The organism is Amycolatopsis sp. NPDC098790, assembly GCF_044759945.1.
Classification (GTDB): domain Bacteria; phylum Actinomycetota; class Actinomycetes; order Mycobacteriales; family Pseudonocardiaceae; genus Amycolatopsis.
Genome location: NZ_JBIWAI010000002.1, coordinates 1,968,157 through 1,993,840, shown reverse-complemented (window position 1 = coordinate 1,993,840; position 25,684 = coordinate 1,968,157). Strand labels below are relative to the sequence as shown.

The window sequence follows — 25,684 nt, the reverse complement described above, 5'->3', positions numbered from 1 at the left end:
TCCTTCCTGGGTCAGGGGTGGCGGTGGGCGAGGAAGGCGTCCAGGGTGGCCAGCCGGTGGGCGCGGACGGCCTGTTCGACGTCGGCGGCCGGGGCGCCGGCGTCGAGCAGCCCGAGGATGTGCTCGTGCTCGGCCACGGACTGCCGGGCGCGGCCGGGGACGAAGCTGAACGTCGACGAGCGCAGGCCGTTCAGCCGGTCCCAGCCGCGCCGGACGAGGTCGAGGACCTGCGGGTTGGGGCAGGCGTCGAACAGCACGGCGTGGAAGTCGCGGTTGAGCGCGGTGAACCGGGCCGGTTCGAAGTGCCCGAGGCAGTCCGCCAGTTCGGTGTTCAGCGTCCGGGCCCGGTCGAGCGCCCCGGGCGGGAGGACCGGTGCGGCGAGCGCGGCGGCGTAGCCCTCGACGAGCGCGAGGGTCTGCATCGTGTGCTGGTACTCGCGTTCGTCGACCATCGCGACCTGCGCGCCGACGTGCCGTTCGAACGTCACCAGCCCCTCGGCCTCCAGCAGCCGGATGGCCTCGCGGATCGGCACGACGCTGACGCCCTGTTCCTGGGCGAGCTGGCCGAGGACGAGCCGGTAGCCGGGGGAGAACGTGCCGTCGGCGATCCGGGCCTTGATCCACTCGTAGGCGATCCGCGACTTGCTCAGCGCGGTGCCGTTCACCGCTTCGCGAGCCATGCGGCGTACCTCCCGCGCCAGTGCTCGTCCATCGGGTAGAGGCCCTCGACGCGCTCGCCCGCGGCGACCTGCTCGGCGATGAACGTCTCCTGCAGCTCCTGCTCGATCGCCGCGTCGACGACCTCTTCGACGAGGTCCGGCGGGATGACCAGGACGCCGTCGCCGTCGCCGACGATCACGTCACCGGGGCAGACGGCGGCGCCACCGCAGGCGATCGCGACGTCGACGTCCCACGGCACGTGCCGCCGGCCGAGCACCGCCGGGTGCGGCCCGGCGTGGTACGTCGGAATGTCCAAAGCGGACACCGCGGCCAGGTCGCGGACGCCGCCGTCGGTGACGATCCCGGCGGCGCCGCGCACCTGCGCCCGCAGCGCCAGGATGTCGCCCACGGTGCCGGTGCCACGCTCCCCGCGGGCTTCCATGACGAGGACGTCACCGGGGCCGAGGCCGTCGATCGCCCGTTTCTGCGCGTTGTAGCCGCCGCCGTGGTTCTTGAACAGGTCTTCGCGGTAGGGCAGGTAGCGCAGGGTCCGAGCGCGGCCGGTCAGCCGGGTGCCGGGCCGGGTGGACGTCAGCCCGTCGATCGACACCGCGTTGTACCCGCGCTTGCGCAGCTGGGCGGACAGCGTCGCGGTACCCACGGATTCGAGGCGCCGCTTGAGGTCCGCGGTCAACTGGAAGTCCGATGTGGACGTCCCGTATGCGTCCGCGCGCTGCTGCTCGTCCACGCGGGGGAGCGCGCCGTACGGTCCGAAGGGGACGGTTCCCTCGGTGATCGGCGTGACGAGCCGGCCGGTGGTGTGCCCGTCCGTGTCGACCTCGACCTCGACGACGTCGCCGGGGATGGCGACCGACGCGCCCGCGGGGGTGCCGGTCAGGACGACGTCGCCGGGGTCGAGGGTGATCAGCTGCGAGAGGTCGGCGACCAGCCTGCCGAAGTCGAACAGCAGGTCATCGGTGGTGTCCTCCTGGACCAGCTCGCCGTTCAGCCACGTCCGCAGCCGCAACGCGGCCGGGTCGACGTCGGTGGCGGGCAGCACCGCCGGGCCGAGCGGGGTGAAGCCGTCGCCGCCCTTCGACCGCAGGTTGCTGCCCTTGTCGGCGTAGCGCAGGTCGTAGACGCCGAAGTCGTTGGCGGCGGTGACCCCGCCGACGTACGACCAGCCGTGCTCGGGGGAGACCCGGCGAGCGGTGCGGCCGATGACCAGCGCGATCTCGCCTTCGAAGCCGAGCAGTTCGGTGCCCGCCGGCCGTTCGAGGGCGGTGCCGCTCGCCGCGACGGACGTCGAGGGCTTGAGGAAGTACGACGGCTGCTCCGGTACCCGGCCGCGCTGAGCGGCGCGGGAGCGGTAGCCGAGGTGCAGCGCGATGATCTTGCCGGGCCGCTGCGGGAGGGTCGTCATCCGTGGTCCTGCCTGCCGGTTCGGAGAAGGTATCTCAAATAATATACGATCTGCGGCGTGGGGAAACCCCCTTTCACCCGCCGTAGTGGAGCCAGACGGACTTCACTTCGGTGTACGCGTCGAGCGCCCACGGGCCCATCTCACGGCCCCAGCCCGACGCTTTGTAACCACCCCACGGCGCGGCCATGTCCGGGATCGGCGGCATGTTGACGAACACCGCACCGGCCCGGATGCCGTCGGCGTACCGCTGGGCCGTGCGCAGGTCGCGGGTCCAGACCGTCGCGGCGAGGCCGTACTCGGTGTCGTTGGCGCGGCCGAGGAGCTCGTCGCCGTCGTCGTAGGGCGTCACGGCGAGGACCGGGCCGAAGATCTCCTCGCGCATGATGGCCATGTCGTCACGGACGCCGGCGAACAGCGTCGGGGTGTAGAAGTAGCCGTCGCGCTCGACCGGGGTGCCGCCGGTGACCAGGTCGGCGCCCTGCTCACGGCCGGTGCCGACCAGGAAGTCGACGTGTTCGCGGTGCTTCTCGGACACCAGCGGCCCGAGTTGCGTGGCCTCGTCGGTGCCCGGGCCGAGCCGCAGGCCCTCGAGGCCGCGGGCCATCTTCTCGACGAACTCCTGCTCGCGCTTGCGGTCGACGTAGAAGCGCGTGTAGGCGGCGCAGACCTGGCCGGTGTTGAGCGTCGCGCCGGCGAGGTTGCCCGCGACGGCGGCGTCGATGTCGGCGTCGGCCGCGATGATGCTGGGCGCCTTGCCGCCGAGTTCGAGGGTCAGCCGCTTGAGGTTGGACGCCGCGCTCGCCGCGGTGATCAGCTTCCCGACCGCGGTGGACCCGGTGTAGGAGACGTGGTCGACGTCCGGGTGCTCGGTCAGGAAGGCCCCGATCGCACCGTCGCCGGTGACGAGGTTGACCACCCCTGCGGGGATCCCGGCTTCGTGGACCAGCTCGACCAGGCGGATGCTGGTTAGCGGCGTGACCTCGCTGGGCTTGATGACGACCGTGTTGCCCGTGGCCAGGGCCGGCGCGAGCTTCCACGCGAGGATCATCAGCGGGAAGTTCCACGGCGTGATCAGCGCGTTCACCCCGACCGGCTCGCGGCGCGTGTAGTGCAGGGTGTCGGGGAAGGACACGGGGTTGGTCGTGCCCTGCAGCTTCGTCACCCAGCCCGCGAAGTAGCGGAAGTGCTCCGCCGCGCCGGTCACGCTCACCTGCCGGGACACGCCGATCGGCTGCCCCTGGTCGAGCGTCTCCAGCCGCGCCAGCTCTTCGTGGTGCCGCTCGACGAGGTCGGCCAGCCGAAACAGCAGCGCGGCCCGCTGCACGGGCAGCAGCCCGGCCCACCCGGGTGCGGTGAGTGCTCGCCGGGCGGCCGCGACGGCGGCGTCGACGTCGGCCTTCGCCGCAGTGCCGACCTCTTCGAGCACCTTGCCGGTGGCCGGGTCGCGCGTCGGGATGACACCGCCGCCGGCTTCGGTCCACTGTCCGTCGATGCACAGGCGTGTCGCCATCCCGGGTTCCTCCTCGGCCTTCGGTGAGCCGAGTATCGGGCGCCGGGCGGCCGCGGGTCTTGTCCGCTCACGCATGTCCGTTGACCGACCGCGAAGGGATGCGTCCCGCGCGGCCGGGCGCGCGTCAGGCTGGGGCGCATGGACGTGATCGTGGTGGGTGCCGGCTCGGCCGGCTCGGTGGTGGCGCGGCGGCTGGTCGACGCGGGAGCGGCGGTGACGCTGCTCGAAGCGGGTGGTCCCGACGGCAACCCCGCCATCCACGACCCCGCGCGGGCCGGGGAACTGTGGCACGGTCCCGAGGACTGGGACCTCTACACGGTCCCGCAGCCGCACGCGGGCGGCCGGCGGCTGCACCTGCCGCGGGGTCGCGTGCTCGGGGGTTCGCACGCGCTCAACGCGATGATCTGGGTCCGCGGCGCGCCCGCCGACTACGACGGCTGGGGCCTCCCGGGCTGGACCTGGGCCGACGTCGAGCCGGTGTTCGCGCGGATCGAGAAGGACCTCCTGGAGGTCGTGCCGAACGAGCCGCTGCACCCGATCCAGCAGTCCATAGTGGACGCATGCGTCACGGCCGGGCTGCCGGTGAACCCGGACTACAACAGCGGTTCCCTGGACGGCGTGTCCGTCGAGCAGATCACCGTGCGCGACGGCCGGCGCTTCACCACCTGGCACGCGTACGGTCTTCCGGTGGCTTCGCGGATGACCGTCCACACGGGAGCCTTGGTGGAGCGGCTGATCTTCTCGGGATCCCGGGTGACCGGGGTGGTCGCGTCGATCGACGGTCGGGTGCGCTCGCTGCCGGCGGACCTGGTGGTGCTCGCCGCGGGTGCACTGGCGTCGCCCGCGATCCTGCTCCGCAGCGGCATCGGCCCGGCGGACGAACTGCGCGCGCTCGGCATCGACGTCGTCGCGGATCTCCCCGGCGTGGGGCGGAACCTGCACGATCACCTGCTTTCGCCGGTCGTCTTCACGACTTCGCGGGAGGTGGAGCCGCCGGTTTCCGGCCGGTCGGTGACCCAGGTGCACTGGTTCTGGCGCAGCCGGCCGGGCCTGGCGGTGCCGGACACGCAGCCGATCTGCTTCAGCGTGCCGATGTACGAACCGTGGATGTCCGGACCGCCGACCGGGTTCTCGCTGATGGCCGGGATGGTGACGCCGGCGAGCCGGGGCAGCCTGCGGCTGGCGCCGGACGGCTCGCCGCTGATCGACCTGGCTGCGCTGTCGTCGCCGGAGGACTTCGAGAGCCTGGTGGCGTCGGTGGAGCAGTGCCTCGCGGTCGGCCGCGCGCCGGCGTTGGCGGAGGAGTGGGGCGCGCGGCCGTTGTACCCGGGCCCGGCGGACGACCTCCGCGAGTACGTCCGCCGGACGGCCATCACGTACCACCACCAGGTGGGCACCTGCCGGATGGGCACGGACGCGTCGGCGGTGGTGGACCCGCGGCTGGCGGTGCACGGGCTCGAGGGCCTGGTCGTCGCGGACGCGTCGGTGCTGCCCAAGGTGACCACGGGCAACACCAACGCACCGGCGGTCCTGGTGGGGGAGCAGGCCGCGAAGTTCATCCTCGCGGGTTGAGCAGCCGGCGCAACCACGAGGACCGCGCCGCCAGGGCCGCGCGCGTCACCTCGGCCTCCGGCGCGAACCGGTCGAAGCCGTGGTGCGCATCCGCCCAGACGTGCAGTTCCGTCGGCACCCCGGCCTGGGCGAGCCGCTGCGCGTACGTCACGTCCTCGTCGCGGAACAGCTCCGCCCCGCCCACCTCGACGAACGCCGGCGGCAGCCCGCTCAAGTCCGTCATCCGCGCCGGTGCCGCATACGGGGACGTCTGTCCATTCAGGAGACTGCGCCACCCGAAGTCGTTGGCCTCCCGCGTCCACACTAGATCCGGGAGGTCCGCCGACGTCCGGTCGTCGAGCATCGGGCACAGCAGCAGCTGACCCGCCAGCGCCGGCCCGCCGCGGTCGCGCGCCAGCAGCGCCACGCCCGCGCTCAGCCCGCCGCCCGCACTGCCACCACCGACGACCACCTGCGCGAAGCGGAACTCCGAGGCAAACCACACGAGACCCGCGTAGCAATCCTCCAGCGGTGCGGGATGCGGGTGTTCGGGGGCGAGCCGGTACTCGACCGTCGCCGCGACGAACCCGAACTCCTCGATCAGCGGCACGAGCCGCGGGAGGTCGGCGAACCGGTCGTCCAGCACCATCCCGCCGCCGTGGATGCTGTACAGCCCGGGTGCGTCCGGTCGCGCGTGCCGGGGCCGCAGGACCGTGACGACCACCCCGCCGTCGAGGACGTGGTCCGACCACACGATGTCCCGGTCACCGATCGCCTCCTCCGGCGTGAGGTTCTCCGCGCGGACGGTGGCGCGGACTTCGGCCAGAGTCTCGGCGGACAGGTTCACGGCCCCTCCGGATCGACGGCGTCGCGGTCCGCCCAGAACGGCTCCACCAGCGCACGCAGCTCCGCCGCACCCACCCGGTCCACCAGCGCGACCGCCTTCAGGTTGTCGGTCAGCTGTTCGACGCTCGTGGCACCGAACAACGTCGTCGTGGTCGCCGGGTGCGTGAGGGTGAAGGCCAGGCACAACTGAGCCGGTGTCGCTCCGACGCTCGCAGCGGCCTTCGCGAGCCCGGACGCCGAGCCGGCGATCCGCTGCCGCACGTCTCCGGGGTCGCGGCCGACCTGGCGGCCGCCCTTCCCGAGCAGCACCCCGCCCTCGAAGACGTCGGACGCCTGCAACGAAACGCCGAGGGAGAACACCGAGGCGAACGGGTCACCGTCCGGAATGGACCGGCGGGCGACGCTGTACTTGAGCTGCGCGATCGCCGGCCCGGGGACGCCGTCCGCGGCGGCGAACCCGTGTACCGCCTTGATCGCCGACGCCGACCAGTTGTTGACACCCCACTGCCCGATCAGGCCGGCCGAATGCAGCTCGGCGAGGTCGGTGACGAGGGCGTGCAGGTCGGTGTCGTCGCGTCGCAGGTCGCCGAGAATGACGAGATCGGCGTGCGAGACGCCGGCGCGGAAGAAAGCGTTCTCCAGCTGGCTGCGCAAGCTGTGCTCCGGATAGCCCTCGAGCCACAGCTTCGCCGACAGCAGGTAGTCCTCCCGGCGCAGGCCCGCGGCCCGGACCATGGCGGAGAACAGCACGTCGGTGAACACGGGCGGGCTGCCGGGCAGGCCGTACACGCCGACGTCGAAGAGGCTGATGCCGGCGTCGACGGCCGTGTGCAGCAGCGACACGGCTTCGCGGAAGTCCATCCGGTCGTAGGTGTGCCACGAGCCGAGGGACAGCACGCCGGTGAGCGGGCCGTCGCGGCCGATGCGGCGCTGGGGGATGCGCATTCCGGACTCCTAGGGCAGTCGGGGGTCGATGACGGCTTTGAGCTCGCCGAGCCGGGACATCGACTCGACGGCGGCGGACGCGCCGGCCAGCCCGACCGGCGCGCTGAACAGCTCGGCCCAGGGCATGCTCCCGGCGAAGGCGCGGAAGAACTCGACCGAGCGGTGGTAATCGGCGATGTCGCCGTTGAGCGAGCCGGCGATCGTCAGTTCCTTGCCCATCACCGTGCCCAGCGGCACGGGGGAGGGCGCCGGGCCGGTCGACCCGACGATCGCGACCGTCCCGCGCTGGGCGGCGAAGGCGACGGCTTCCGCGCCGACAGTCGGGCCGCCCGCGAAGTCGAAGACGTGGTCCGCGCCGCGGCCGCCCGTCAGTTCGCGCACACGCTCGACGCGTTCGTCCGGAGTGGACTCGACGGACACGGTCGCGGTGGCCCCGAACCGTTCCGCGACGGCCAGACGGTCGTCTGGGCCACCGATCGTGATCACCGTCCCGGCGCCGCAGAGCCGGGCGACCGCCGTGGCGAACACGCCGAGCGCGCCGGCGCCCTGGACGACGACTGTCGCGTTCGGACGGATCCCGCCGGACCGCGCGACCGCGCGCAGCACGGTCTTGCCCGCGCAGCCGGACATCGACGCCCACGTGTCCTCGACGTCGTCCGGCAGCAGGAGCTTCGCCGCGCCGGGCGTGACGTAGCAGTGGCGGGTCAGGCCGCCGGTGGCGTAGGGGAACCGGTCGGCGCGCTGCAGGAAGCCGTAGCCGCGGCTTTCGCACGCCACCGGCTCGCGCAGGATCATGCAGCCGTAACACTTCCCGCACGTCGACTCCGACCAGCCGATCCGATCGCCCGGACCGATCTCGCGGCCGAGCGTGTCGGTGGTATCGGGGCCGGTCGCGACGACTTCGCCGACCATTTCGTGGCCCAGCACCATCGGGAGCATGCCGGGCAGGCTCATCTGCCCGGACCAGAGGTGGACGTCGGTGCCGCACAACGTCGTACAGGTGAGCCGGACGAGCGCGGCGCCGGGCTCCGGTTCCGCGGGGAGGGGCAGCTCGCGCAGTTCGAGGGGTGCGTGGTGGCCGGTGAGGACGGCGGCCTCCGTGTGGGTGGGCAGGGCCATCTTTTTAGTCTACAGTTGTGGAAGAAAAAGTCCAGGCCCGGGAGGAAACCATGACGGCACAACGGATCCGCCCGGCGGACCTCGTGGTCCAAGGGGGAGTGGTGCGCACTTTCGACGCGGCGGGCACGGTGGTGGACGGCCTGGCCGTGCGGGACGGCCGGGTCGCCGCGGTGGGCGACGTGACCGGCCACATCGGACCGGACACCGAGGTCCTGGACCTCGCCGGCCGCACCGTGCTGCCCGGCATCAACGACGCGCACCTGCACGCCGCCTGGCTCGGCGCGCGCTGGCCGCACCCGCTGCTCGGCGCACCGCACGAGGAAGCCCCGGTGGTCACCGCCGAAGACCGCCGGGCGGCCATCCTGCGGGCCGGGGACGTCTGCGCGGCGCTCGGCATCACCAGCTACACCGAGCCCGGGCTCGGCCCCGGCGAGTCCGGGTGCTTCTCGACGGAGGTCCTGGAGGAGTACGCGGCTCTGCACCGCGGGGGTCGGCTGCGGGCGCGCGTCACCGTGCTGCGCCTGTTCGGACTCCTGGACGGCGCCAGTTCGCTGGCGGACTTCGCGCGGGGCCTCGCCACTCCGGTGCCGGAAGCGGATCCGGAATGGCTCGCCGTCACCGGCGTCAAGATCTTCGCCGACGGGATCCCGCCGATGCGCACCGCGTGGACGCACCACTGCTACGCCGACGGCACTCACGGCGCGTTGCTCGTGGACGGCCCCGGCGACGACGAGCGTGCGGCTGCCCTGGCGTCGATGATCTCCCTGGCGCACGAAGCCGGGCTGGTCGTCGGCGTGCACGCGACCGGCGAACGCAGCATCGAGGCCGCTTTGGAGGGCCTGCGCGCCGGCGACCACATCGTGCACGGCGACCTCGTCACCCCCACGCAATTGCGGCGGATGGCCGCGCGACGAGTCGGCCTGACCACGCAGCCCGCGATCGCCACCGCGATGCGGCCGATGGTCGCCACCGCGCTCGATGACGACGTCGCGGCGAAAGCGTGGCCGCTGCGGGAGATCCTGGACCTCGGCGTGCAGCTGACGCTGAGCAGTGACGCGCCGGTCGTCACCCCCGACTGGCGCGTCCACCTCGCCGCGGCGGGGGAACTGCTGGGTGCGCGAGGAGTCACGCCCGAGCTGACCGAGCGGCTGCTTCGGTGCTACACCACCGAAGCGGCCGCGCAGGACGGATCCGCGGCCTGGAAGGGCTCCCTGGAACCGGGCAAGGTTGCCGACTTCTGCGTTCTGGCCGCCGATCCTTGCGCGGTCGCACTGGCCGACCTGCCGTCGGTCGCGGTCGAGGTGACCGTGACCGGCGGCCGGGTCGTCCACAAGGGATAGTCAGGTCAGCAGCTGGCCGCCGTCGACCGCCAGGCTCACCCCGGTGATGTGGGTCGCGCCCGCCAGGAACACGACGGCGGGCACGACGTCCTCGACCGCGGCGATCCGGCCCAGCGGAATCCGCGCCTCCCAGGCCGCGCGCGCCGCGGTGTCGGCGGCGAAGCCGGCGGTCATCGGCGTGAGCACCGGCCCCGGCGCGACGGCGTTGACCCGGATCCCGCGCGGCGCCAGCTCCAAGGCCGCGGACCGGGTCAGCGCGTCCACGGCCGCCTTCGTGGCCTCGTAGTGGCCGAGCCCGGGCGTCGGCTGCCGGGCGCCGATCGACGAGACGTTGACGATCGCGCCGCCCGCGGCCATCCGCGCGCCGGCCGCACGGGTCATGAGGAACGTGCCGCGGAAGTTGGTCCGCACGCACCGGTCGAAGACGTCGGCGTCCAGCTCGGTCAGCGGTCCGCCGCCCCCGGCCAGCCCGGCGTTGTTGACGAGGACGTCGATCGGCCCGAACCGATCGGTGACCAGGGAGACGGCCGCATCGACCGAAGCCGCGTCCGAGATGTCCAGCTGGACGTGCTCGGCCCCGATCTCGCGGCCGACGTCGTGCGCCGCCCGGGCGTCCACATCGGCGACGACCACCCGGTCGCCTTCGGCGAGAAAAGCTTTGGCGACACCCCGCCCGATCCCGCTCGCGCCACCGGTCACCACCACGATCCGTGTTTTCATTCTACAATCGTAGACGAACGAAGTGCTGGGACGAAAGGAAAACCCGTGAGCGTGCTCGGAAGATCGGTCTTCGGCCTCGGATCGTGGAACACCTGGGACCGGATGGACTTCGAAGACGCCGCCCGGTTGCTGCGGACCGCCGTCGACGCGGGCGTCACGCTGTTCGACGTCGCCCACTACGACTTCGGGCCGCACGCCGAGAACTCCCGCACCGACATCCTCTTCGGTGAGGCCGTCAGGGAGGCCGGGATCGCCCGCGACGACTACGTCCTCTGCGGGAAGCTGTGGCTCTGGGACTACCCGCGCAGCGGCTTCGCCGAGCAGCTCGAGACGTCGCTGGGGCGGATCGGCACCGACTACGCGGACCTCGTCGTCGTGGGGGACTACCGCGAGCGCCCGGACATCCCGCGGGTCGTCACGGAGGTGGCCGAGCAGGTGCGGGCCGGCCGGATCGGCGGCTGGGGCGTCAACAACTGGCTCGCCGCCGACCTCGACCTCGCCTACGGCTTCGCGGCCCGCGAAGGCCTGCCGGCGCCGGAGTTCGCGCAGCTCAAGTACTCCATCGCCCGTCGCTCGATGGCGGAAGGCGAGTACTACGGCAAGCACATCGCGAGCGGACGCCTGATCCTGCAGGCTTCGGACGTCTTCGAAGGCGGTGTCCTGCTGGGCAACGCGGCACCGGCCCGGAAGATCGGTGCCGACGTCGGCGCGATCCGCCAGTCCATAGTGGACACATCGGCCGAACTGGGCTCGATCGCGGCGGAGTTCGGCGCGACACGCGCCCAGCTGGCCCTGGCGTTCTGCCTCGCGTACGCCCCGGTGGCGAACGTCCTGTTCGGAGTGAGCCGGGCGTCGCAACTGGCCGACAACCTCGGCGCCCTGGACCTGGCCCGCAAGCACGGCACGGAGATCCGCACGGCGGTCGACCACCTCTGGCTGGACCGCGAAGTCAACCCCGACGGCACCTGGTGACGAGGAAGGGGCGGCACTTTCACGTGAAAGTGCCGCCCTTTCTCATTAGGGGGTGTCGAGGAAGGTGAGGGCGGCCGTGCGGAAGGGGAAGCCGCGCAGGGCGCCGCCGTGGTCGCCTGGCACCAGGAGCAGGTCGCTGCCCGGCACCAGGGGGACCAGGCTTTCGATGCCCTGGCTGATCGGGTCGTCCCGCCCGGCGACGAACCGGGTGGGCACGGTGAGCGTCCCGACGCGCGGCGCGAACGGCTCCCGGCGCAAACCCTCGATGCAGTGCGCGAGAGCGACCGGGTCCCGGCCCGGCGCCGTGATCATCCGGGAGATCGCCGCGGTCAGCGGGTCGGCCGGGAGCTTGCCTCCGCCGGCGAAGGCCAGCGCCGCCTCGACGTCGACCGCGCCGAACGGCTCGTGCGGGCTGATCCCGGCCAGCACCAGGCGCCGGACCGGCAGCACCGCGGGCAGTTCCCACGCCAGCCGAGCACCGAGCGAGTAGCCGACAACGTCCACTTCGGACACCTCGCCGACCGCCGACGCCAGTTCCTTCACGACGGCTTGCGGGGTGGCGTCGGCGGGCGCCGGGCTCGAGCCGTGCCCGGGCAGGTCCGGCACCACCACCGCGCGGCCGGACGCGGTGAGCGCCGCCGGCCAGCCCGTGCTGACCCAGTCGATGTGCCCGTCGGAGGCGAACCCGTGCACCAGCAGCACCGGCGGCCCGGAAGGCAGGCCGGCAGGGGCGAACCGGCGCACGGCCAGGGAAGTCGGGAGCGTCAAGGAAGTCCTTTCTGACTAGGAACGGCGGAGGCGTTGCAGCTCGCTGAGCGTGCGGGCCCGGGCGTCGACGGCGAGCCGCAGCGCCGAGCCGGCGAGGTTGAGCAGGAAGACGCAGACCATGATCGTCACGCCCGGCACCACGACCAGCCACGGCGCGGTGACCAGGTACGAGCGGCCTTCGGCGATCATGTTCCCCCAGGTCGGCGTGGGTGGGGCGATGCCGAGGCCGAGGAAGCTCATCGCGCCGTCGACGAGCATCGCGGCCGCGGCGAGGATGACGACCTGCACCAAGGCCAGCGGCAGCACGTTGGGGAACACGTGCACCAGCAGGATCTTCCGGCGGCTCATCCCGGACACGCGCGCGGCGCCGATGTACTGCCGGCCGGCGACGCCCAGCACGCGGCTGCGGATCACCCGCGCGGTGAACGGCGTGAAGATCACCGTCAACGCGATCAGCTCGGTCCAGATGCTCGCGCCGAGCGAAATGGCCAGCGCCATCGCGAGGATGATCGCCGGGAACGACATCCACGCGTCCATCAGCCGCATCAGCACCGCGTCGGCCGCCCGGTAGAAGCCGCTGACCAGGCCGATCACCATCCCGGAGAACGCGGCGCACAGCGTGATCAGCGCGGACAGCCCGAGCGACGCGCGCCCGCCGGACACCAGCCGCGCCAGCACGTCCCGGCCGAACGAGTCGGTGCCGAGCGGGTGGGCGGCCGACGGCGGCAGCAGTCGGTGCACGGGGTCGGTCGCGCTGACGCTCGGCAGGAAGAACGGCAGCACCACGACGGCCAGCACGATCAGGCCGAGCAGCACCGAGGTGACGAGCAGGGTGCGGTTCCTCATGCGACCCGCACCTTCGGGTCGAGCAGCGCGTACGACAGATCGACCAGCAGGTTGACCACGACGAACAGCACCGCGACGAACAACGTCACGCCCTGGATCAGCGGGAAGTCGCGAGTGGACACCGCACCCATGAGCAGGTGGCCGAGCCCCGGCACGACGAAGATCGACTCGATGATCACGATCCCGCCGACCAGCATGGCGAAGTTGCTGCCCAGCTGCGTGACCAGCGGCATCAGCGCGTTCGGCAGGACGTGCTTCAGCATCACCCGCCGTTCTGGCAAGCCTTTGACGCGCGCGGTGCGCAGGTACGCCAGCGGCAGCTCACCGAGCACGCTCTCGCGCAGCGTCAGCACGAACAACGCCGTCTGCCCGATCACGAGCACGGTCACCGGCAGCACCAGGGAGGGCACCGCGGCGACCGGGTCGGTCAGCAGGTCGTGGTAGCCGCTGGACGGGAACCACCGCAGCGTCACCGAGAACACGAGTACGAGCACCAGCGAGATCCAGAAGTCCGGCATCGCCATGCCGAGCGCCGAGAGCCGGTCGAGCGCGCGGGCCACCGGGTTGCGCGGCGACACCGCCTGCCACGCCGTGATCGCCACCGACAGGAAGAAACTGAGCACTGTGGACAGCACGGCCAGCGTCAGGGTCGGCACGATGTGCGCAGCGACCACGTCGAGCACCGGCTGGTGGTAGGTGATCGACGTCCCGAAGTCGCCGCGCAGCACGTGCCCGGCCCAGGTCAGGTACTGCTGCCAGAGCGAGCCGTCGAGGCCGAGGCTCGACCGCAGCGCGGCGACGTCGGCCGGGCGCGCGGTCGGGCCGAGGATGGCCTGGGCCGGGTCGCCCGGGATCAGCCGGATGACGAAGAACATCATCGTACCGACGATGACCAGGATGATCGCCAGGTCGCGCAGCCGGCGCAGCAGCACGGCGGTCATGCGGCCAGCCAGGAGTTCCAGAAGACGCGGTAGAAGTCGCCGTAGCCCTTGAGCCGCGGGGTGTAGGCCGCGTAGAGCTTCGACTGGCTGAGGGTGATCACCGACAGCTGCTTCCACGTGAAGGCCTGGAGCTTGTCGATGACGGCCTTGGCCTGCTCCGGCGACGTCGAAGCGTTGAACTCGGTCATCAGCCCGTCCAGCTCCGGCGACGACGAGCCGTTCAGCGTGCCTAGGGTGAGCGCGGGCATCTGGGCGGGCGAGGTCAGCGACGAGTCGAAGAACAGCGTCGTGATGTCCCAGCCACCCGGGTCCTTGGTGAGCGTGCCGAGCATCGTGGCGAAGTCGTAGGTGTCGATCTTGGCCTGCAGCCCGATCTTGCCCAGCTCGTCCTGGATGAGCACGGCCCACTTGCCGAACTCGGGGTAGGAGTTCGTGGTGACGATGTGGATCGTCGCCCCGGCGGTGATGCCGGCCTCGGCGAGCAGCTGCTGGGCGCGCGCCGGATCGTGCTGCTTGTAGACGTCTTCGCCGGCGGTCGAGTAGGAAGCCTTGTTGTCGGGCGAGGCGAACGCGCCGGTCTCGATCGTCAGGTCCTTGCTGCCGCCGGTCGCCGCGTTGATGGCCGGCTTGTCCAGCAGCAGGTTCAGCGCCTGGCGCGCTCGCGGGTCGGCGAACTTCGAGCCCGGGTTGAAGTTGGGGATGATGACGTTCTCGTTGCCGCCCGGCAGGTTGTGCACGACGAGGTTCGGGTTGGCCTTGAGCTGCTCGTACTGGTCGTTGGCCGGCATCGCGTGGTCCCACTGCCCGGTCTGCAGGCCGTTGACCAGCGCGTCCTGGTCACCGACGATCTTGTAGGTGACCGTGTCGAGGTAGGCGTGCTTGGCGCCGGCCTGACCGCCCCAGTCCTCTTCGGACCGTGACTTGTAGCCGTCGTAGCGCTCGAGGACGAGCTGCTGGCCGATGTCCCAGCTCTTCAGCTTGTACGGCCCGGTGCCGATGGCCTTGTCCTGGCCGAACCCGGTCGCCGGGAGGCCGACGAGGTTCTTCGCCTCGTAGATTTCGGTGCCCGCGCCGGCCAGTTCGTCGATCAGCGGGTAGCGCGGCCGCTTGAGCTTGATGCTGACGGTGGCCGGATCGGCCGCCGTGATCGCGTCGATGTCGGGGGTGACCAGCTGGCCGGTGCGGTGGCTCTTTTGCCAGCGTTGCAGGCTGGCGACGACGTCATTGGCGGTCAGCGGGTTGCCGTCCTGAAACGTGACGCCCTGGCGGAGCTTGAACGTGTAGGTGAGCCGGTCCGCGCTCGTGTCGTAGGTGTCGACGAGCATCGGCCGGGCGACGAAGTGCTGGTCGACCTCGAACAGCTTCTCGTACAGCATGTTCCCGATCTGCGCGGTCACCTGGCCGGGGTTGGCGACCATGTCGAGCGACTGCGGATCGGTGGGGACGGCGACGGTGAGGTTGCCGCCGCGGACGGGCGGTCCGTCGGCGGCGGCCGTGGTGCCGGCGCTCCCCGTGCAGCCGGCGAGCAGGGTGGCCGCGGCGGCGAGGGCGGCGAGCAACGGAGTTCTCTTCATGGGCGCGTCGATCCTGTGTGGGGGAGGGCGGGCAGGTCGGGGTTGGCGGCGAGCAACCGCCGCGTGTAGTCGTGCCGAGGGGCGAGCCGGATCTCGTCGGGCGAGCCCGTCTCGATCAGCTCGCCGCGGTACATCACGCCGACGCGGTCGGCGACCGACAGCACGAGGCTGAGGTTGTGGGTGATGAACAGCAGGCTGAGCGTGCGGGTGCGGCGCAGGTCCAGCAGGAGGTTCAGCACCTGGCCCTGCACCGAGACGTCGAGGGCGGAGGTCGGCTCGTCGGCGACGATCAGTTCGGGACCCGCGGCGATCGCGCGGGCGATGGAGACGCGCTGCCGCTGCCCGCCGGACAGCTGCGACGGCAGTTTCCCGGCGGTGTCCTTCGGCAGGCCGACCTCGTCGATCAGCTCGGCGACGCGCCGGTCGAGTTCGGCGCCGCGCAGCGGGGTCAGCTCCTTCAGCGGCTCGGCGATGATCCGCGCGGCGGTGTGGCGGGGGTCCAGGGAGCTCTGCGGGTCCTGGAAGATCAGCTGGACGCGGCGGCGGAACGCGCGTTCGTCGCCGGTCAGCCCGGCGGGCGTGATCCCGTGGGCGCCGAACGCGATCGTGCCCGACGTCGGCGGTTCGAGCGCGGTCACCAGCCGGCCGAGGGTGGACTTGCCCGAGCCGGACTCGCCGACCAGGCCGAAGAACTCGCCTGCTGGGATCTCCAGGGAGACCTCTCGGACCGCGTGCACGCGTCCTTTTCGTCCGTACACTTTGGACGCGGCGGTGATCGTCAGCGGCGGTCCTTCGACCACCCGGTCCGGCCGGGGTTTCAGGGCCCGCGTCTCGACGGCTTCGGTCGCGCCGCCGGCCATCGCGGATTCGAGCAGCGCGGGGGAGATGACCGGGAAGCCGTCGCGGCGGCTGACGCCGAGCTGCGGCACGCACCCGAGCAGCGCGCGGGTGTAGGGGTGCCGGGGCCGCGTCAGGACTTCGTCGCGGGAGCCCACTTCGACCAGCCGGCCGCGGTACATCACGGCGATCCGGTCGGCGACCTGCGCGGCGACCCCCATGTCGTGGGTGATGAACACGCAGGCGGTGCCGTGGTCGCGGCGCACGCGGTCGAAGAGCGTCAGGATTTCCGCCTGCGTGGTGACGTCCAGCGCCGTGGTCGGCTCGTCGGCGATGAGCAGGTCGGGGTCGGCCATCAACGCGAGCGCGATCATCACGCGCTGCTGCATGCCGCCGGAGAGCTGGTGCGGGTACAGCCGCAGGATCCGGCCGGTGTCGGCGAGCCCGACCTCGGTCAGCAGCCGACGCGCCTTCGCCTCGGCTCGCTTGCGCAGCGGGCTGCCGCGCCGGGCCGCCTGGCCGGGCAGCGACCCGGCTTCGCGGTAGGCCTCGACCAGCTGCCCGCCCACCCGGCGGCCCGGGTTCAGGGAGTCGAGGGCCTCCTGGAAGATCATGCCGATCCGCGGGCCGCGGTAGGCGCGCATCGCGTCGGCGGGCAGTTTCGTGACGTCCACGCCGTCGATCGCGATCTCCCCGCGGGTGCGGACCGGGGCGACGAACTCGAGCAGGCGGATGATCGACAGGGCGGTGACGGTCTTGCCGCTGCCGGACTCGCCGACCACGCAGAGCGTCTGCCCCCGCTCGAGGTCGAGCGACAGCTCCCGCACGAGTTCGCGCTCGGTGCCGCCGGCGACCACACCCACGGTGAAGTCCCGGATTTCGAGCAGCGTCATGGATTCCCCTTCCTCGTGCCCGCCGCGACGGCGGGCCGGACTGCCGGGCACCGGCAGGGGTAGTTCTACGCATGTTGACACCGCCGTCATGCGGTGTCAATGGTTTTATTCTACAAACGTAGGAAGTTGAGATCTCACCGGTTTTTGGTGCTGTGCGGGCGAAATCGGCACTGGACTGGTTTATCTACGCATGTAGAGTGTCCGCGTCGAACAGAAGGAGGACGACGTGACGACGACCCCAGCCACGCCGGAACGGATCGTGGACATCGCGGTGGGCTACATGGCCGCGCAACAGCTCTTCGCCGCCAACCGGATCGGCCTGTTCCCGGCGCTGGCCGACGGACCGGCGACCGCCGCCGACCTCGCCGAGCGGACCGGCCGGCCGGAGAAGATCACCCGGATCCTCGGCGACACCATGGCATCCCTCGGCCTGCTGTCCCGCGTGGACGGTCGCTACGCGCTCACCGCCGACACCGCCGAGCACCTCGGGGGAGGAGGTCTGGACCTCGCGCCGTTCCTGACCTTCCTCGAGACGATCAGCTACCCCCACTGGCAGCAGTTCGCGCACACCACCGACACCGGCGAATCCGGCGACCTCGACCTCGCCGGCGACCGCTGGGACACCTTCCTCGGCGGGGTCATGGTGTATAACGCCCTACACGCTCGGCAGTTGGCTCACGCCTTCGACTTCGGGGGCTTCAAAAACCTCCTCGACCTGGGCGGGCTTTCGGCCGAGTTCGCGCTCGGCGCGTTGCGGGCCAACGACGTCCTGCGGGCGACGTTCGTCTACGACCCGCGGTCGGTGCCGTCGGTGACGTCGGCGGTGGCTTCGTTCGCGGACCGCACGACGGTCGTCGGCGAACCCACACCGGACGCCGAACCCGAGGGCGAGTTCGACCTGGTGATGGTGAACCACGTGGTGCACCGGTTCTCCGTCGAGGAGAACCGCGCGATCCTGCGGCACGCTCGCGCCGCGGCGGCGCCGGGCGCGCGGCTGCTGCTGCTCGACTTCTTCCTGGACGACGATCCGTCGCCGCGGGCGCTCGACGCCCTGCACGCGGGGGAGTACCTGGTCATCGACGGAACGGTGGTGTACCCGGAGGCGGACGTCCGCGGCTGGCTGGCCGACGCCGGGTGGCGGCCGGTGGACCGGCTGACGCTGCCGGGCTCGCCGCGGGTCCTCGTCGCGGAAGCGGTGTGAGCGTGAGCCTCGACCCCGCCGTCCGGGAGATGCTGGCGCAGAGCCCGGAAGCGCCGGACCGGCCGATGACGGCCGTCGAGTTGCGGGCTGCCTTCGCCGCGTCCCGGCCGAATCCGGGCGTGGTGGCCCCGGTCGCGTCGGTGACCGAGCACCGGCTCCCGAGCGGCCTCCGGGTGCGGCTGTACCTGCCGGAGGCGGCCGGCCCGGTGCCGGCGTTCCTCTGGATCCACGGGGGCGGCTGGACGATCGGCTCGATCGACGAGAACGAGGTCGCCTCGCGGTCGGTGTGCGCGGCCGCGTCGGTCGCGGTGGCGGCCGTCGAATACCGGCTCGCCCCGGAAGATCCTTACCCGGCCGCGCCTTCCGACTGCTACGAGGTCCTGGAGTGGCTGGCCGGGGGTGGGGCGGGTCCGGCGGTGAACGCTTCCGCCCTGGCGGTCGGCGGCGAGAGCGCGGGCGGCAACCTGTCCACTGTGGTGTCGCTGATGGCGCGCGACCGCGGTGGGCCGGGGATCGCGGCGCAAGTGCTGATCTGCCCGGTGTTCGGCCATCCCGACGACGGGTTCGCGTCCTATGCGGACTTCGCGACCGGTTACGGCATGACGGCCGACGCGATGCGGTTCTTCTTCGCCCAGTACGTCCCGGATCCGTCCGCTTTGGACGATCCGTACCTGTTGCCTTCGCGATGTTCGGATCTGTCGGGCCTACCGCCGGCGCTGGTGCTGACGGCGGAGTACGACGTCCTGCGCGACGAGGGTGAGGCGTTCGCGGCCCGGCTCGCCGATGCGGGGGTCGCGGTCGACGTCCACCGGTACGCCGGGCAGATCCACGGGTTCTACGGGCTGTACACGGACCTGCCGGCGTCGCCGCGGTCGCACGCCGAAGTGGCGGCGTACCTGCGGGGGATCTTCGGCTGAGACGTCAGGGGCGGGTGAGGCGCTCCAGGAGGGACTCCAGGTGCCGGTGCTGGAGGCCGACCGTGGAGAACTCACCCGCCACCAGGCTCATCACGTTGGCGCCCGCGTTGAGCAGGACGATTTCGTCGACGATCTGCTCGTCCGGGGTTTCGGTGACGATGTCGCCGTCTTCGCGGCCCTCGGTCAGGAAGCGGTGCAGGAGGCCGCGCCACTCGCGGACGTGCTCGAGGTACTTGTCGTGCATCCGCCGGTTGGCCAGGGACATCTGCCAGAAGATCATGAGGACGCGCCCGGCGGTGATGCGCTCTTCGTCGATCGGCATCGAGGACACGCAGATCTCGCGGAGCGCGTCGAGGCCGCGGAGGCCGTCGAGGTCGACGTACTGCCGCATCATGTCGAGGGCGCGCTCGTAGGTGGCCGCGATGATGTCTTCCTTGCCGGGGAAGTACAGCTTGAGGGCGCCGTTGGCGAACCCGGCCGCGGCGGCGATCTCCCGCATGGTGGCGGCTTCGATCCCGCCGCGCACGATGAGGTCCCAGGTGACGTCGACGATGTCCCTGCGCCGCTGGTCGTGGTCGATGATCTTGGGCACCCGGCACCTCCCGCACTGGTTTCTCTACCAGTGTAGGAGAAACTACCCGCGAGTACCGACCCGGGCTACCGCTGGAACACGCGGTTCCCCGCGAACCACGTCTCGACGACCCGCGTCCCGGCGACGTCGGCCGTCTCGAAGGGATTGCGGTCCAGCACCACGAAGTCCGCCGACCGGCCCGGCGTCAGCGACCCCGTCACGTCGTCGAGGCCGCACGCCCGCGCCCCGCCGAGGGTGAACACCTCGATCGCCTCGGCCAGGGTGATCGCCTGCTCCGGCCACAGCGCCCCCGGCCGCCGGCCGTGCGGGTCGGACCGCGTCACCAGGCCCGCGATGCCCTCCCACGCGTTCGGGGACTCGCTCACCGGCCAGTCCGAGCCGCCCGCGACCAGGGCACCGCTGTCGAGCAGCGTCCGGTTCGGCTGCATCCGGGACGCCCGGGAAGCCGGCAGGACCTCCGCGATCGCGTCCGGGATCACGCCCGGCACCCACAGGAACGGCGAGACGTCCGCCGCCACGCCCAGTGCCGCGAACCGCGGGAGGTCGTCCGGGTGCACGAACTGCCCGTGCGCCACCTGGAACCGCGTCTCGGTGAACCCCGCGGCCCGGACCCGCGAGACCGCGTCGAGGAACTGCCGCACCGACGCGTCGCCGGTGCAGTGGACCTTCGCCGAGAACCCCGCCGCGGCCGCGGTGAGCAGCCACTCGGTCAGCTCGTCCGGCGGCATGGTCGTCGAGCCGTGGTGGCAGCCGCCGTGGACGTCGTCGGGCAGGTACGGCTCGAGGAACGCCGCCGTGCGCGTCGGCGGGACGCCGTCGAGGAAGATCTTCACGAAGTCCGGCCGGTGGTGCTCGGTGCGGTAGCGCCCGGCGACCTCCAGCAGCGGCGCGCCGACCGGGTCGAACCCGAAGATCGGGTCGTTGACCAGCAGCGACGACACGACCCAGGCGGTCAGCTCGCCGGCGGAGTCCAGCGACCGCAGCGCGCCGAGGATGTCGGTCGAGACCCCGGCGTCCTGGAACGCGGTGACGCCGAAGCCGTGCAGGATCTCGATCGCCCGTTGCGACGCGCGCCGGTGCTGCTCGGGTGTCAGCTCGCCGGTGACCCGCTCGACGAGCACCCCGGCGGCCTCCAGGAGCAGGCCGCTCGGCTCTTCGCCGTCCCGCACGATGACCCCGCCGGTGGGGTCCGGCGTGGCCGCGGTGATCCCGGCCAGCTCCAGCGCGCGGCTGCTCACCCAGCGGTTGTGGCGGCTGTCGTCGGCCAGCGACACCGGCCGCCCGCCCGCGGCGTCGTCGAGGGCCCGCCGGGCGGCCACCGTGGACAGCTTCGAGACCAGGGTGGACGCCCAGGCACCGCCGGTCAGCCACTCGTCCGGGCCGAGCGAGGCGGCCCGGACGCGGACGGCGTCGAGGATGTCCTCGAAGCCCGCGTCGGCGCCGAAGGTGAGTTCGAACAGGTCCGCGCGGCCGGCCATCGCGTGGTGGTTGTGCACGTCGACCAGTCCCGGCAGGACGAACGCGCCACCGAGGTCGCGCACCTCGGTGGCCGGGCCGATCTCCTCGTCGGCGAGGATTTTCCCGCCGCCGACGGCCAATGTGGACGCCCACGGACGTGCCTTGTCCACTGTGTACACCACGGCGTTGGTGAGGACGAGGTCGGCGGCCACGGCTCAGCCCTCCGCGGGGTCGTACGGTCCGGGGTGGACAGTCGTGCTCAGCAGCTTGCCGTGGGCGCCGAAGGTGAAGTGCGTAGGCTGCTCGCCGGTGGCGTCGAGTCCGAAGAGGACACCGTGCGAACGCAGGTTGCGGGCGTCGCGGTGGTCGGCGATCGTGACCGACGCGCACGGGATGATCTTCTCGCGCCAGGTGAAGACGTGGATGCCCGGCCGCACCCGGTAGACGGTGTTCTCGTCGGTGTCGGCCAGCCCGCGCTCGGGGCCGGCCAGGCACTGCCAGGTGTACCAGTGCGGGCTGAGGTAGACGTGCTCGTAGGCGTGTTCGGCGCTGTACACCCACAGCACGCGGCGGCCGATCAGCGCGGTGCTCGGCGCCATCGCCTCGCCGCGGACTTCGAGGCCGTCGATGGTCGCGGGCCGGAACTCCTGGGTGACGCGCGGGGTGCCGTGGTCGCCGATCGTGGTGGTGACGACGAGGGCGCGGCCGTCGCGCAGATCCAGGAAGAGCGACACCGCTTCGCGTTCCGTCGGCTGGACCTGGACGTAGTACAGGTCGTCGTCGACCAGGAACGTCTCGTCGGTGCCCTGCCAGGTGAAGACGGGCCCGTCGTCGTCGCGCAGAACGAAAGAACGGCCGTGCAGGTCGTCGACGGTGGGCGCCTTGTTCGCGTCGAAGCCGGGCGCGAGGCCGTCGAGGGGGAGCCAGGTCGAAGTGTCCGAAAGAGTCATGTGTCCTCAGTGGTCGCAGTGGTCGCCCGAGGGCAGGTCGAGCGCGGGGTTGCGGTCGCAGAAGCCGTACGGCCGGAACAGGAAGCCGGACTTGTCGACGGGCATCACCGGCCAGTCCTCCGGCCGGGGCACGTGGGTGGGGCCGAAGACGTGCCAGAGCACGAGGTCGGCGTCGACGAGGTCGCGGTCGGCGGCGGTCCAGGCGGGCAGGCCCGCGCCGCCGGGGTGGGCGTTGGGCCGCTCGCCGGCCGGGTAGCGTTCGTCCTGGTGGTACGGCGTCGCCCACAGGTGCCGCGTCGCGAAGGTGGCCCGCGCGTGCACGGACGCTTCGGGCTGGGCCATCAGCGTCGCCGACGCGCGCGGGACGAGCTGGTACGCGGTGGGCTTGCCGAGCCGGTTGACCTGCGTGGCGCTGCGGACTTCCCAGACGCGCGCGTGCGCCGGGTCGGCGTGCCGCTGGGCCTCGCTTTCGGTCCGCAGCGGCGTGCTCCGCCAGGTGAACGCGTTGCCGTACGAGTTGTCCGGGCCGGTCGGCACGCCCACGACGTCGACCTCGTGCAGGCTGGTGCGCTCGCCGTCGACCTCGACGTCGAGCCGGGCGCAGAAGAGGTGCTGGTGCACCGGCGCGAACAGGCCGGGCGCGAGTTCGGTGGCGTGTGGCTGGTCCTGACCGGGCGTGCCGGCCCCGCAGAAGACGACGCCGGTGGCCTTCGCCTCGAACTCGATCGAGCCGTCGAGGTGGAAGTACCAGTAGTGGCCGTAGTCGTAGTTGCCGATGGTCGAGATCGAGGAGACGACGAGCCGGCGCGAGCGGCGCACCTCCGGCGTCCCGGCGAGGTCGGTGTGCTTCCAGAGGATGCCGCCGTCTTCTTCGTGCAGGCAGATCGCGCGCGGGATTTCGACGGGCTCGCCGTGGTCGTCGGCGACCCAGGCCGGGAAGTACCGGATCTCGCCGACGCAGTCGCAGCCCAGCCGCAGGTCGTTGCCGTTCTTGCCGAACTGGTACTCGCCGGCGTCGAAGTAGCTGATCCAGAACCGGCCGGGCGCGACGTCACCGTACGGGACCACCATCTCGGGGACGGAGGCCCGGTACAGGACCGGCCGGTCCTGGAAGCTCACCTGGTGCAGGGTCAGGCCTTCGCGGGAGTTGAAGCCGACGCGCAGGCGCCAGCCCTCCCAGGTCACCTCGGTGCCGTCGACGGCGAAGCTCGGGCCGTCGGGCTGGGTGATCTCGATCGGCCGTTGCGATGTCCGGGCGGTGACGCCGGTGTAGCGGCCGTGCTCGGCCGGCACGGGGATGTCGCCCTCGTCCTCGACGCGGAGGACTTCCTGCTTGGTCAGGTCGAGGTGCACGATCAGGCCTTCGACCGGGTGGGCCCACGGGCTGTCGCCTTCGTCCTCTCGGAGGAAGGTCAGCGAGCGCATGACGCGGCCGGTCTCGTCCTCGCGGCCGAAGTGGCCGGGGGCGAGGGGCGCGCAGAAGGCGTGGTCGATCCGGTCGCCGAGGCCGCGGCGGGCCATCGCGGCCTGCCAGCCCGCGGACGCCTTCGTCAGCTGCTCGGCGAGTTCGTACTCCTCGAAGAGGTAGGACGGCTGGCCGGGTTCGGTCGTCCAGCCGTGCCAGTCGACCTCGTTCTTGGTGACGTCGACGGTGGCTTCGCCGGATCCACCGGTGGCGGTGTCGAGCAGGGTGTAGCGGATCCGCCGGTTCCCGGTGCCGGCGCGGACGTCGGCCTTGCCCGGTTCGAGGGGCACGACCTGCGGAAACCGGACGGTGCCGGTGACGAGCCCGGCCTCGGCGAGGAGGGCCCGCCCGGCGGAGAGTTCGGCGGCGGTCAGCGGGTCGAGGGGATGCGGCGTGCTCACCCTGGACAGTCTCGCGCGCATCCGGGCGGCACGGAACCGCCCGTGCGGCGGCGGACAACAAGGCTGCGCTCGACGCCAACCCCTGCTCGGGCGCGTGCGGCGAGGATGGGCGCATGGGATGGGAACTGGCAGGCAAGGCGGTTTTGGTGACCGGCGGGGCGTCGGGCATCGGGCTGGCGTGCGTGCGGGCGTTCGCCGCGGAGGGGGCGCGGGTCGCGGTGATCGACCGCGAGCCGGGGCCTTGGGCCGAGGTGGCTGAGCGGGCATCGGCGGGTGCGAGCGCACAATCGCCGGCTCGGGCCGGCTCGGTCGGCGGTGCTGAGCACGAGCCGCTGCCCGCGGTCGGCAGCGGCGTCGCCGAACCCGACCTCGCCTTCTCCCGCGCCGATGTCACCGACGAACCCGCCTTCGCCGCCGCCATCGACACCCTCGCCCGTCACCTCGGCGGGCTCGATGTCGTCGTCGGCTGTGCCGGGATCTCCGGACCCGTCGGCAGGCCTCTCGCCGACACCACTGCCGCCGAGGTCGCTGCCGTCCTCGCCGTCAACATCACCGGCCCGTTCCTGCTGGTCAAGCACGCCCTGCCGCACCTGGCCGACGGCAGCTCGGTCGTCCTCCTCGGCAGCGACTCCGCCTTCGCCGCCGCGCCCGGGATGGTGCCGTACTGCGCGTCCAAAGGCGCCGTCGTCGCCATGACCCGGGCGCTTGCCGTCGAGGTCCCCGGGATCCGGGTCAACTGCGTCTGCCCGTCGGTCGTCGACACCCCGATGGCACGCGGCGACCTCGGGGACCTGCTCGACGACCCCGCCTTCCCCGTCCAGGCCGCCGAGGACGTCGCCCGCCAGGTGCTCTTCCTCGCGTCCCCCGCGTCCCGGCCGGTCAACGGCCAAGCCCTGCTGGCCGACTTCGGCATGTCGGCCCGCTCGGCCTTCCCCGCCTAGAAAGGATCCACAGTGGACACCACGAACAGGGTCGTCGCCATCACCGGCGGCGGCACCGGCATCGGCGCGGCCGTCGCCCGGCGCTACTCCGGCGAGGGCGCCCGCGTCGTCGTGCTCGGACGGCGTCGCGACCCCCTCGAGAAGGTCGCCGCGGAGACCGGCGCGCACGTCATCGCCTGCGACGCCAGCGTCCGCGACGACGCCGAGACCGCCATCGCCGAGATCATCGGCAAGTACGGGCGGCTCGACGTCGTCGTCGCCAACGCCGGCGGCCACGGCCTGTCGTCGGTCGTCGACACCGGCGACGACGAGTGGGAGCTGGCTCTGCGCTCGAACCTCTCCAGCGCGTTCGTGTTGTGCCGGGCCGCGCTGCCGTCGCTGGTGGAGACCGGCGGGCAGGTCGTCGTCGTGTCGTCGCTGGCCGGGCTGTTCGCCGGGCCGAACGTCGCCGGCTACACCGTCGCCAAGCACGCGCTGATCGGCCTGACCCGCTCGATCGCCCGCGACTTCGGGCCGAAGGGCGTGCGCGCGAACGCGGTCTGCCCTGGCTGGGTCCGCACGCCGATGGCCGACGGCGAGATGGACCAGTTCGCCGCCGCGGCCGGCTTCACCGGCGGCCACGACGAGGGCTACCGCCGCGTGACGGCGGAGGTCCCGCTGCGCCGGCCGGCCGAGCCCGAGGAGATCGCGGCGGTGGTCCGGTTCCTGGGCTCGGCGGAGTCGTCGTACATCACGGGCGCGGTGCTCGTCGCGGACGGCGGCGCCCACGCCGTGGACCTGCCGACGCTGGCCTTCGAGCGCGCCGGCATGTGAC

The 25,684-nt window shown here is 72.0% G+C and carries 23 protein-coding genes; 7 read left to right on the top strand and 16 right to left on the bottom strand.

What is annotated here, in order from left to right; all coding sequences use genetic code 11:
* Positions 1 to 11 precede the first annotated feature (11 nt).
* From ACIQWX_RS22935 to ACIQWX_RS22925, 3 genes are all read right to left on the bottom strand, one after another.
* Positions 12 to 680 carry a GntR family transcriptional regulator gene (locus ACIQWX_RS22935; protein ID WP_400874376.1) on the bottom strand — a complete coding sequence of 223 codons (669 nt, stop codon included), beginning with the start codon at positions 678 to 680 and terminating at the stop codon, positions 12 to 14.
* Positions 662 to 2,083 carry a fumarylacetoacetate hydrolase family protein gene (locus ACIQWX_RS22930; RefSeq protein WP_400874373.1) on the bottom strand — a complete coding sequence of 474 codons (1,422 nt, stop codon included), beginning with the start codon at positions 2,081 to 2,083 and terminating at the stop codon, positions 662 to 664. Before ACIQWX_RS22930 ends, ACIQWX_RS22935 begins: the two co-directional genes overlap by 19 nt.
* A gap of 73 nt (positions 2,084 to 2,156) precedes the next feature.
* Positions 2,157 to 3,593 (bottom strand): aldehyde dehydrogenase family protein, encoded by a 1,437-nt coding sequence (locus ACIQWX_RS22925; RefSeq protein WP_400874370.1) that lies wholly within the window; start codon positions 3,591 to 3,593, stop codon positions 2,157 to 2,159.
* A 138-nt stretch (positions 3,594 to 3,731) separates the two neighbouring features.
* Between ACIQWX_RS22925 and ACIQWX_RS22920 the strand changes: the two genes are divergently transcribed.
* On the top strand, positions 3,732 to 5,165 hold the full coding sequence (locus tag ACIQWX_RS22920; RefSeq protein WP_400874367.1) for a GMC family oxidoreductase: 1,434 nt from the start codon (positions 3,732 to 3,734) through the stop codon (positions 5,163 to 5,165).
* Here ACIQWX_RS22920 and ACIQWX_RS22915 read toward each other — a convergent pair.
* Genes ACIQWX_RS22915 through ACIQWX_RS22905 form a run of 3 tightly spaced genes read right to left on the bottom strand, consistent with a single transcriptional unit; the run spans position 5,149 to position 8,048 of the window.
* Positions 5,149 to 5,991 carry an alpha/beta hydrolase gene (locus tag ACIQWX_RS22915; protein WP_400874364.1) on the bottom strand — a complete coding sequence of 281 codons (843 nt, stop codon included), beginning with the start codon at positions 5,989 to 5,991 and terminating at the stop codon, positions 5,149 to 5,151. The two genes, ACIQWX_RS22920 and ACIQWX_RS22915, sit on opposite strands and share 17 nt — an antisense overlap.
* A complete protein-coding gene (locus ACIQWX_RS22910; protein ID WP_400874361.1) occupies positions 5,988 to 6,935 on the bottom strand; it encodes an aldo/keto reductase in 948 nt (315 codons plus the stop codon). The genes ACIQWX_RS22915 and ACIQWX_RS22910 overlap by 4 nt, the downstream gene beginning before the upstream one ends.
* Positions 6,936 to 6,944: 9 nt before the next feature.
* A complete protein-coding gene (locus tag ACIQWX_RS22905) occupies positions 6,945 to 8,048 on the bottom strand; it encodes a zinc-binding dehydrogenase (protein WP_400875865.1) in 1,104 nt (367 codons plus the stop codon).
* 56 nt (positions 8,049 to 8,104) lie between these two features.
* On the opposite strand from ACIQWX_RS22905, the gene ACIQWX_RS22900 reads away from it, so the two are divergent.
* The gene (locus ACIQWX_RS22900) at positions 8,105 to 9,394 is read left to right on the top strand and encodes an amidohydrolase (protein ID WP_400874358.1); all 1,290 of its coding nucleotides are present in this window, start codon (positions 8,105 to 8,107) and stop codon (positions 9,392 to 9,394) included.
* On the opposite strand, the gene ACIQWX_RS22895 is transcribed toward ACIQWX_RS22900, so the two are convergent.
* The gene (locus tag ACIQWX_RS22895) at positions 9,395 to 10,114 is read right to left on the bottom strand and encodes an SDR family NAD(P)-dependent oxidoreductase (protein WP_400874355.1); all 720 of its coding nucleotides are present in this window, start codon (positions 10,112 to 10,114) and stop codon (positions 9,395 to 9,397) included.
* Between the two features lie 45 nt (positions 10,115 to 10,159).
* On the opposite strand from ACIQWX_RS22895, the gene ACIQWX_RS22890 reads away from it, so the two are divergent.
* The gene (locus ACIQWX_RS22890; protein WP_400874352.1) at positions 10,160 to 11,086 is read left to right on the top strand and encodes an aldo/keto reductase; all 927 of its coding nucleotides are present in this window, start codon (positions 10,160 to 10,162) and stop codon (positions 11,084 to 11,086) included.
* Between the two features lie 45 nt (positions 11,087 to 11,131).
* Here ACIQWX_RS22890 and ACIQWX_RS22885 read toward each other — a convergent pair whose 3' ends face one another.
* The 5 genes from ACIQWX_RS22885 to ACIQWX_RS22865 are packed head-to-tail and all read right to left on the bottom strand — an operon-like array spanning position 11,132 to position 16,945.
* Positions 11,132 to 11,854, bottom strand: a complete 723-nt coding sequence (locus ACIQWX_RS22885) for an alpha/beta fold hydrolase (RefSeq protein WP_400874349.1) — start codon at positions 11,852 to 11,854, stop codon at positions 11,132 to 11,134.
* Positions 11,855 to 11,869: 15 nt separating this feature from the next.
* The gene (locus ACIQWX_RS22880) at positions 11,870 to 12,700 is read right to left on the bottom strand and encodes an ABC transporter permease (RefSeq protein WP_400874346.1); all 831 of its coding nucleotides are present in this window, start codon (positions 12,698 to 12,700) and stop codon (positions 11,870 to 11,872) included.
* Entirely contained in the window at positions 12,697 to 13,641 is a 945-nt protein-coding gene (locus tag ACIQWX_RS22875; protein ID WP_400874343.1) for an ABC transporter permease, read from the bottom strand. Before ACIQWX_RS22875 ends, ACIQWX_RS22880 begins: the two co-directional genes overlap by 4 nt.
* Complete coding sequence (locus tag ACIQWX_RS22870; protein WP_400874340.1) at positions 13,638 to 15,215, bottom strand: ABC transporter substrate-binding protein; 1,578 nt, start codon at positions 15,213 to 15,215, stop codon at positions 13,638 to 13,640. Before ACIQWX_RS22870 ends, ACIQWX_RS22875 begins: the two co-directional genes overlap by 4 nt.
* Positions 15,212 to 16,945 carry a dipeptide ABC transporter ATP-binding protein gene (locus ACIQWX_RS22865; protein WP_400874337.1) on the bottom strand — a complete coding sequence of 578 codons (1,734 nt, stop codon included), beginning with the start codon at positions 16,943 to 16,945 and terminating at the stop codon, positions 15,212 to 15,214. The genes ACIQWX_RS22870 and ACIQWX_RS22865 overlap by 4 nt, the downstream gene beginning before the upstream one ends.
* Positions 16,946 to 17,171: 226 nt before the next feature.
* Between ACIQWX_RS22865 and ACIQWX_RS22860 the strand changes: the two genes are divergently transcribed.
* Positions 17,172 to 18,146 (top strand): methyltransferase dimerization domain-containing protein, encoded by a 975-nt coding sequence (locus ACIQWX_RS22860; RefSeq protein WP_400874334.1) that lies wholly within the window; start codon positions 17,172 to 17,174, stop codon positions 18,144 to 18,146.
* Positions 18,143 to 19,063, top strand: a complete 921-nt coding sequence (locus ACIQWX_RS22855) for an alpha/beta hydrolase (RefSeq protein WP_400874331.1) — start codon at positions 18,143 to 18,145, stop codon at positions 19,061 to 19,063. Before ACIQWX_RS22860 ends, ACIQWX_RS22855 begins: the two co-directional genes overlap by 4 nt.
* A gap of 4 nt (positions 19,064 to 19,067) precedes the next feature.
* Here ACIQWX_RS22855 and ACIQWX_RS22850 read toward each other — a convergent pair whose 3' ends face one another.
* The 4 genes from ACIQWX_RS22850 to ACIQWX_RS22835 all read right to left on the bottom strand — a co-directional run bounded on the left by ACIQWX_RS22850 (position 19,068) and on the right by ACIQWX_RS22835 (position 23,929).
* Entirely contained in the window at positions 19,068 to 19,655 is a 588-nt protein-coding gene (locus tag ACIQWX_RS22850; protein WP_400874328.1) for a TetR/AcrR family transcriptional regulator, read from the bottom strand.
* A gap of 65 nt (positions 19,656 to 19,720) precedes the next feature.
* Positions 19,721 to 21,325, bottom strand: a complete 1,605-nt coding sequence (locus ACIQWX_RS22845; RefSeq protein WP_400874325.1) for an amidohydrolase — start codon at positions 21,323 to 21,325, stop codon at positions 19,721 to 19,723.
* 3 nt (positions 21,326 to 21,328) lie between these two features.
* A complete protein-coding gene (locus ACIQWX_RS22840) occupies positions 21,329 to 22,063 on the bottom strand; it encodes a MoaF C-terminal domain-containing protein (protein ID WP_400874323.1) in 735 nt (244 codons plus the stop codon).
* A gap of 6 nt (positions 22,064 to 22,069) precedes the next feature.
* A complete protein-coding gene (locus ACIQWX_RS22835; protein ID WP_400874320.1) occupies positions 22,070 to 23,929 on the bottom strand; it encodes a primary-amine oxidase in 1,860 nt (619 codons plus the stop codon).
* Positions 23,930 to 24,042: 113 nt separating this feature from the next.
* Between ACIQWX_RS22835 and ACIQWX_RS22830 the strand changes: the two genes are divergently transcribed.
* Positions 24,043 to 24,870, top strand: a complete 828-nt coding sequence (locus tag ACIQWX_RS22830; protein ID WP_400874317.1) for an SDR family NAD(P)-dependent oxidoreductase — start codon at positions 24,043 to 24,045, stop codon at positions 24,868 to 24,870.
* Positions 24,871 to 24,882: 12 nt separating this feature from the next.
* Positions 24,883 to 25,683 (top strand): SDR family NAD(P)-dependent oxidoreductase, encoded by an 801-nt coding sequence (locus ACIQWX_RS22825; protein WP_400874314.1) that lies wholly within the window; start codon positions 24,883 to 24,885, stop codon positions 25,681 to 25,683.
* Position 25,684 lies beyond the last annotated feature (1 nt).

Excerpts from the sequence above, each read along its gene's own strand:
- ACIQWX_RS22895 (WP_400874355.1), bottom strand. The coding sequence starts at position 10,114 with ATGAAAACACGGATCGTGGTGGTGACCGGTGGCGCGAGCGGGATCGGG.
- ACIQWX_RS22910 (WP_400874361.1), bottom strand. The coding sequence starts at position 6,935 with ATGCGCATCCCCCAGCGCCGCATCGGCCGCGACGGCCCGCTCACCGGC.
- ACIQWX_RS22920 (WP_400874367.1), top strand. The coding sequence starts at position 3,732 with ATGGACGTGATCGTGGTGGGTGCCGGCTCGGCCGGCTCGGTGGTGGCG.
- ACIQWX_RS22870 (WP_400874340.1), bottom strand. The coding sequence starts at position 15,215 with ATGAAGAGAACTCCGTTGCTCGCCGCCCTCGCCGCCGCGGCCACCCTG.
- ACIQWX_RS22830 (WP_400874317.1), top strand. The coding sequence starts at position 24,043 with ATGGGATGGGAACTGGCAGGCAAGGCGGTTTTGGTGACCGGCGGGGCG.
- ACIQWX_RS22930 (WP_400874373.1), bottom strand. The coding sequence starts at position 2,083 with ATGACGACCCTCCCGCAGCGGCCCGGCAAGATCATCGCGCTGCACCTC.
- ACIQWX_RS22875 (WP_400874343.1), bottom strand. The coding sequence starts at position 13,641 with ATGACCGCCGTGCTGCTGCGCCGGCTGCGCGACCTGGCGATCATCCTG.
- ACIQWX_RS22900 (WP_400874358.1), top strand. The coding sequence starts at position 8,105 with ATGACGGCACAACGGATCCGCCCGGCGGACCTCGTGGTCCAAGGGGGA.
- ACIQWX_RS22880 (WP_400874346.1), bottom strand. The coding sequence starts at position 12,700 with ATGAGGAACCGCACCCTGCTCGTCACCTCGGTGCTGCTCGGCCTGATC.
- ACIQWX_RS22925 (WP_400874370.1), bottom strand. The coding sequence starts at position 3,593 with ATGGCGACACGCCTGTGCATCGACGGACAGTGGACCGAAGCCGGCGGC.
- ACIQWX_RS22840 (WP_400874323.1), bottom strand. The coding sequence starts at position 22,063 with ATGACTCTTTCGGACACTTCGACCTGGCTCCCCCTCGACGGCCTCGCG.
- ACIQWX_RS22935 (WP_400874376.1), bottom strand. The coding sequence starts at position 680 with ATGGCTCGCGAAGCGGTGAACGGCACCGCGCTGAGCAAGTCGCGGATC.
- ACIQWX_RS22865 (WP_400874337.1), bottom strand. The coding sequence starts at position 16,945 with ATGACGCTGCTCGAAATCCGGGACTTCACCGTGGGTGTGGTCGCCGGC.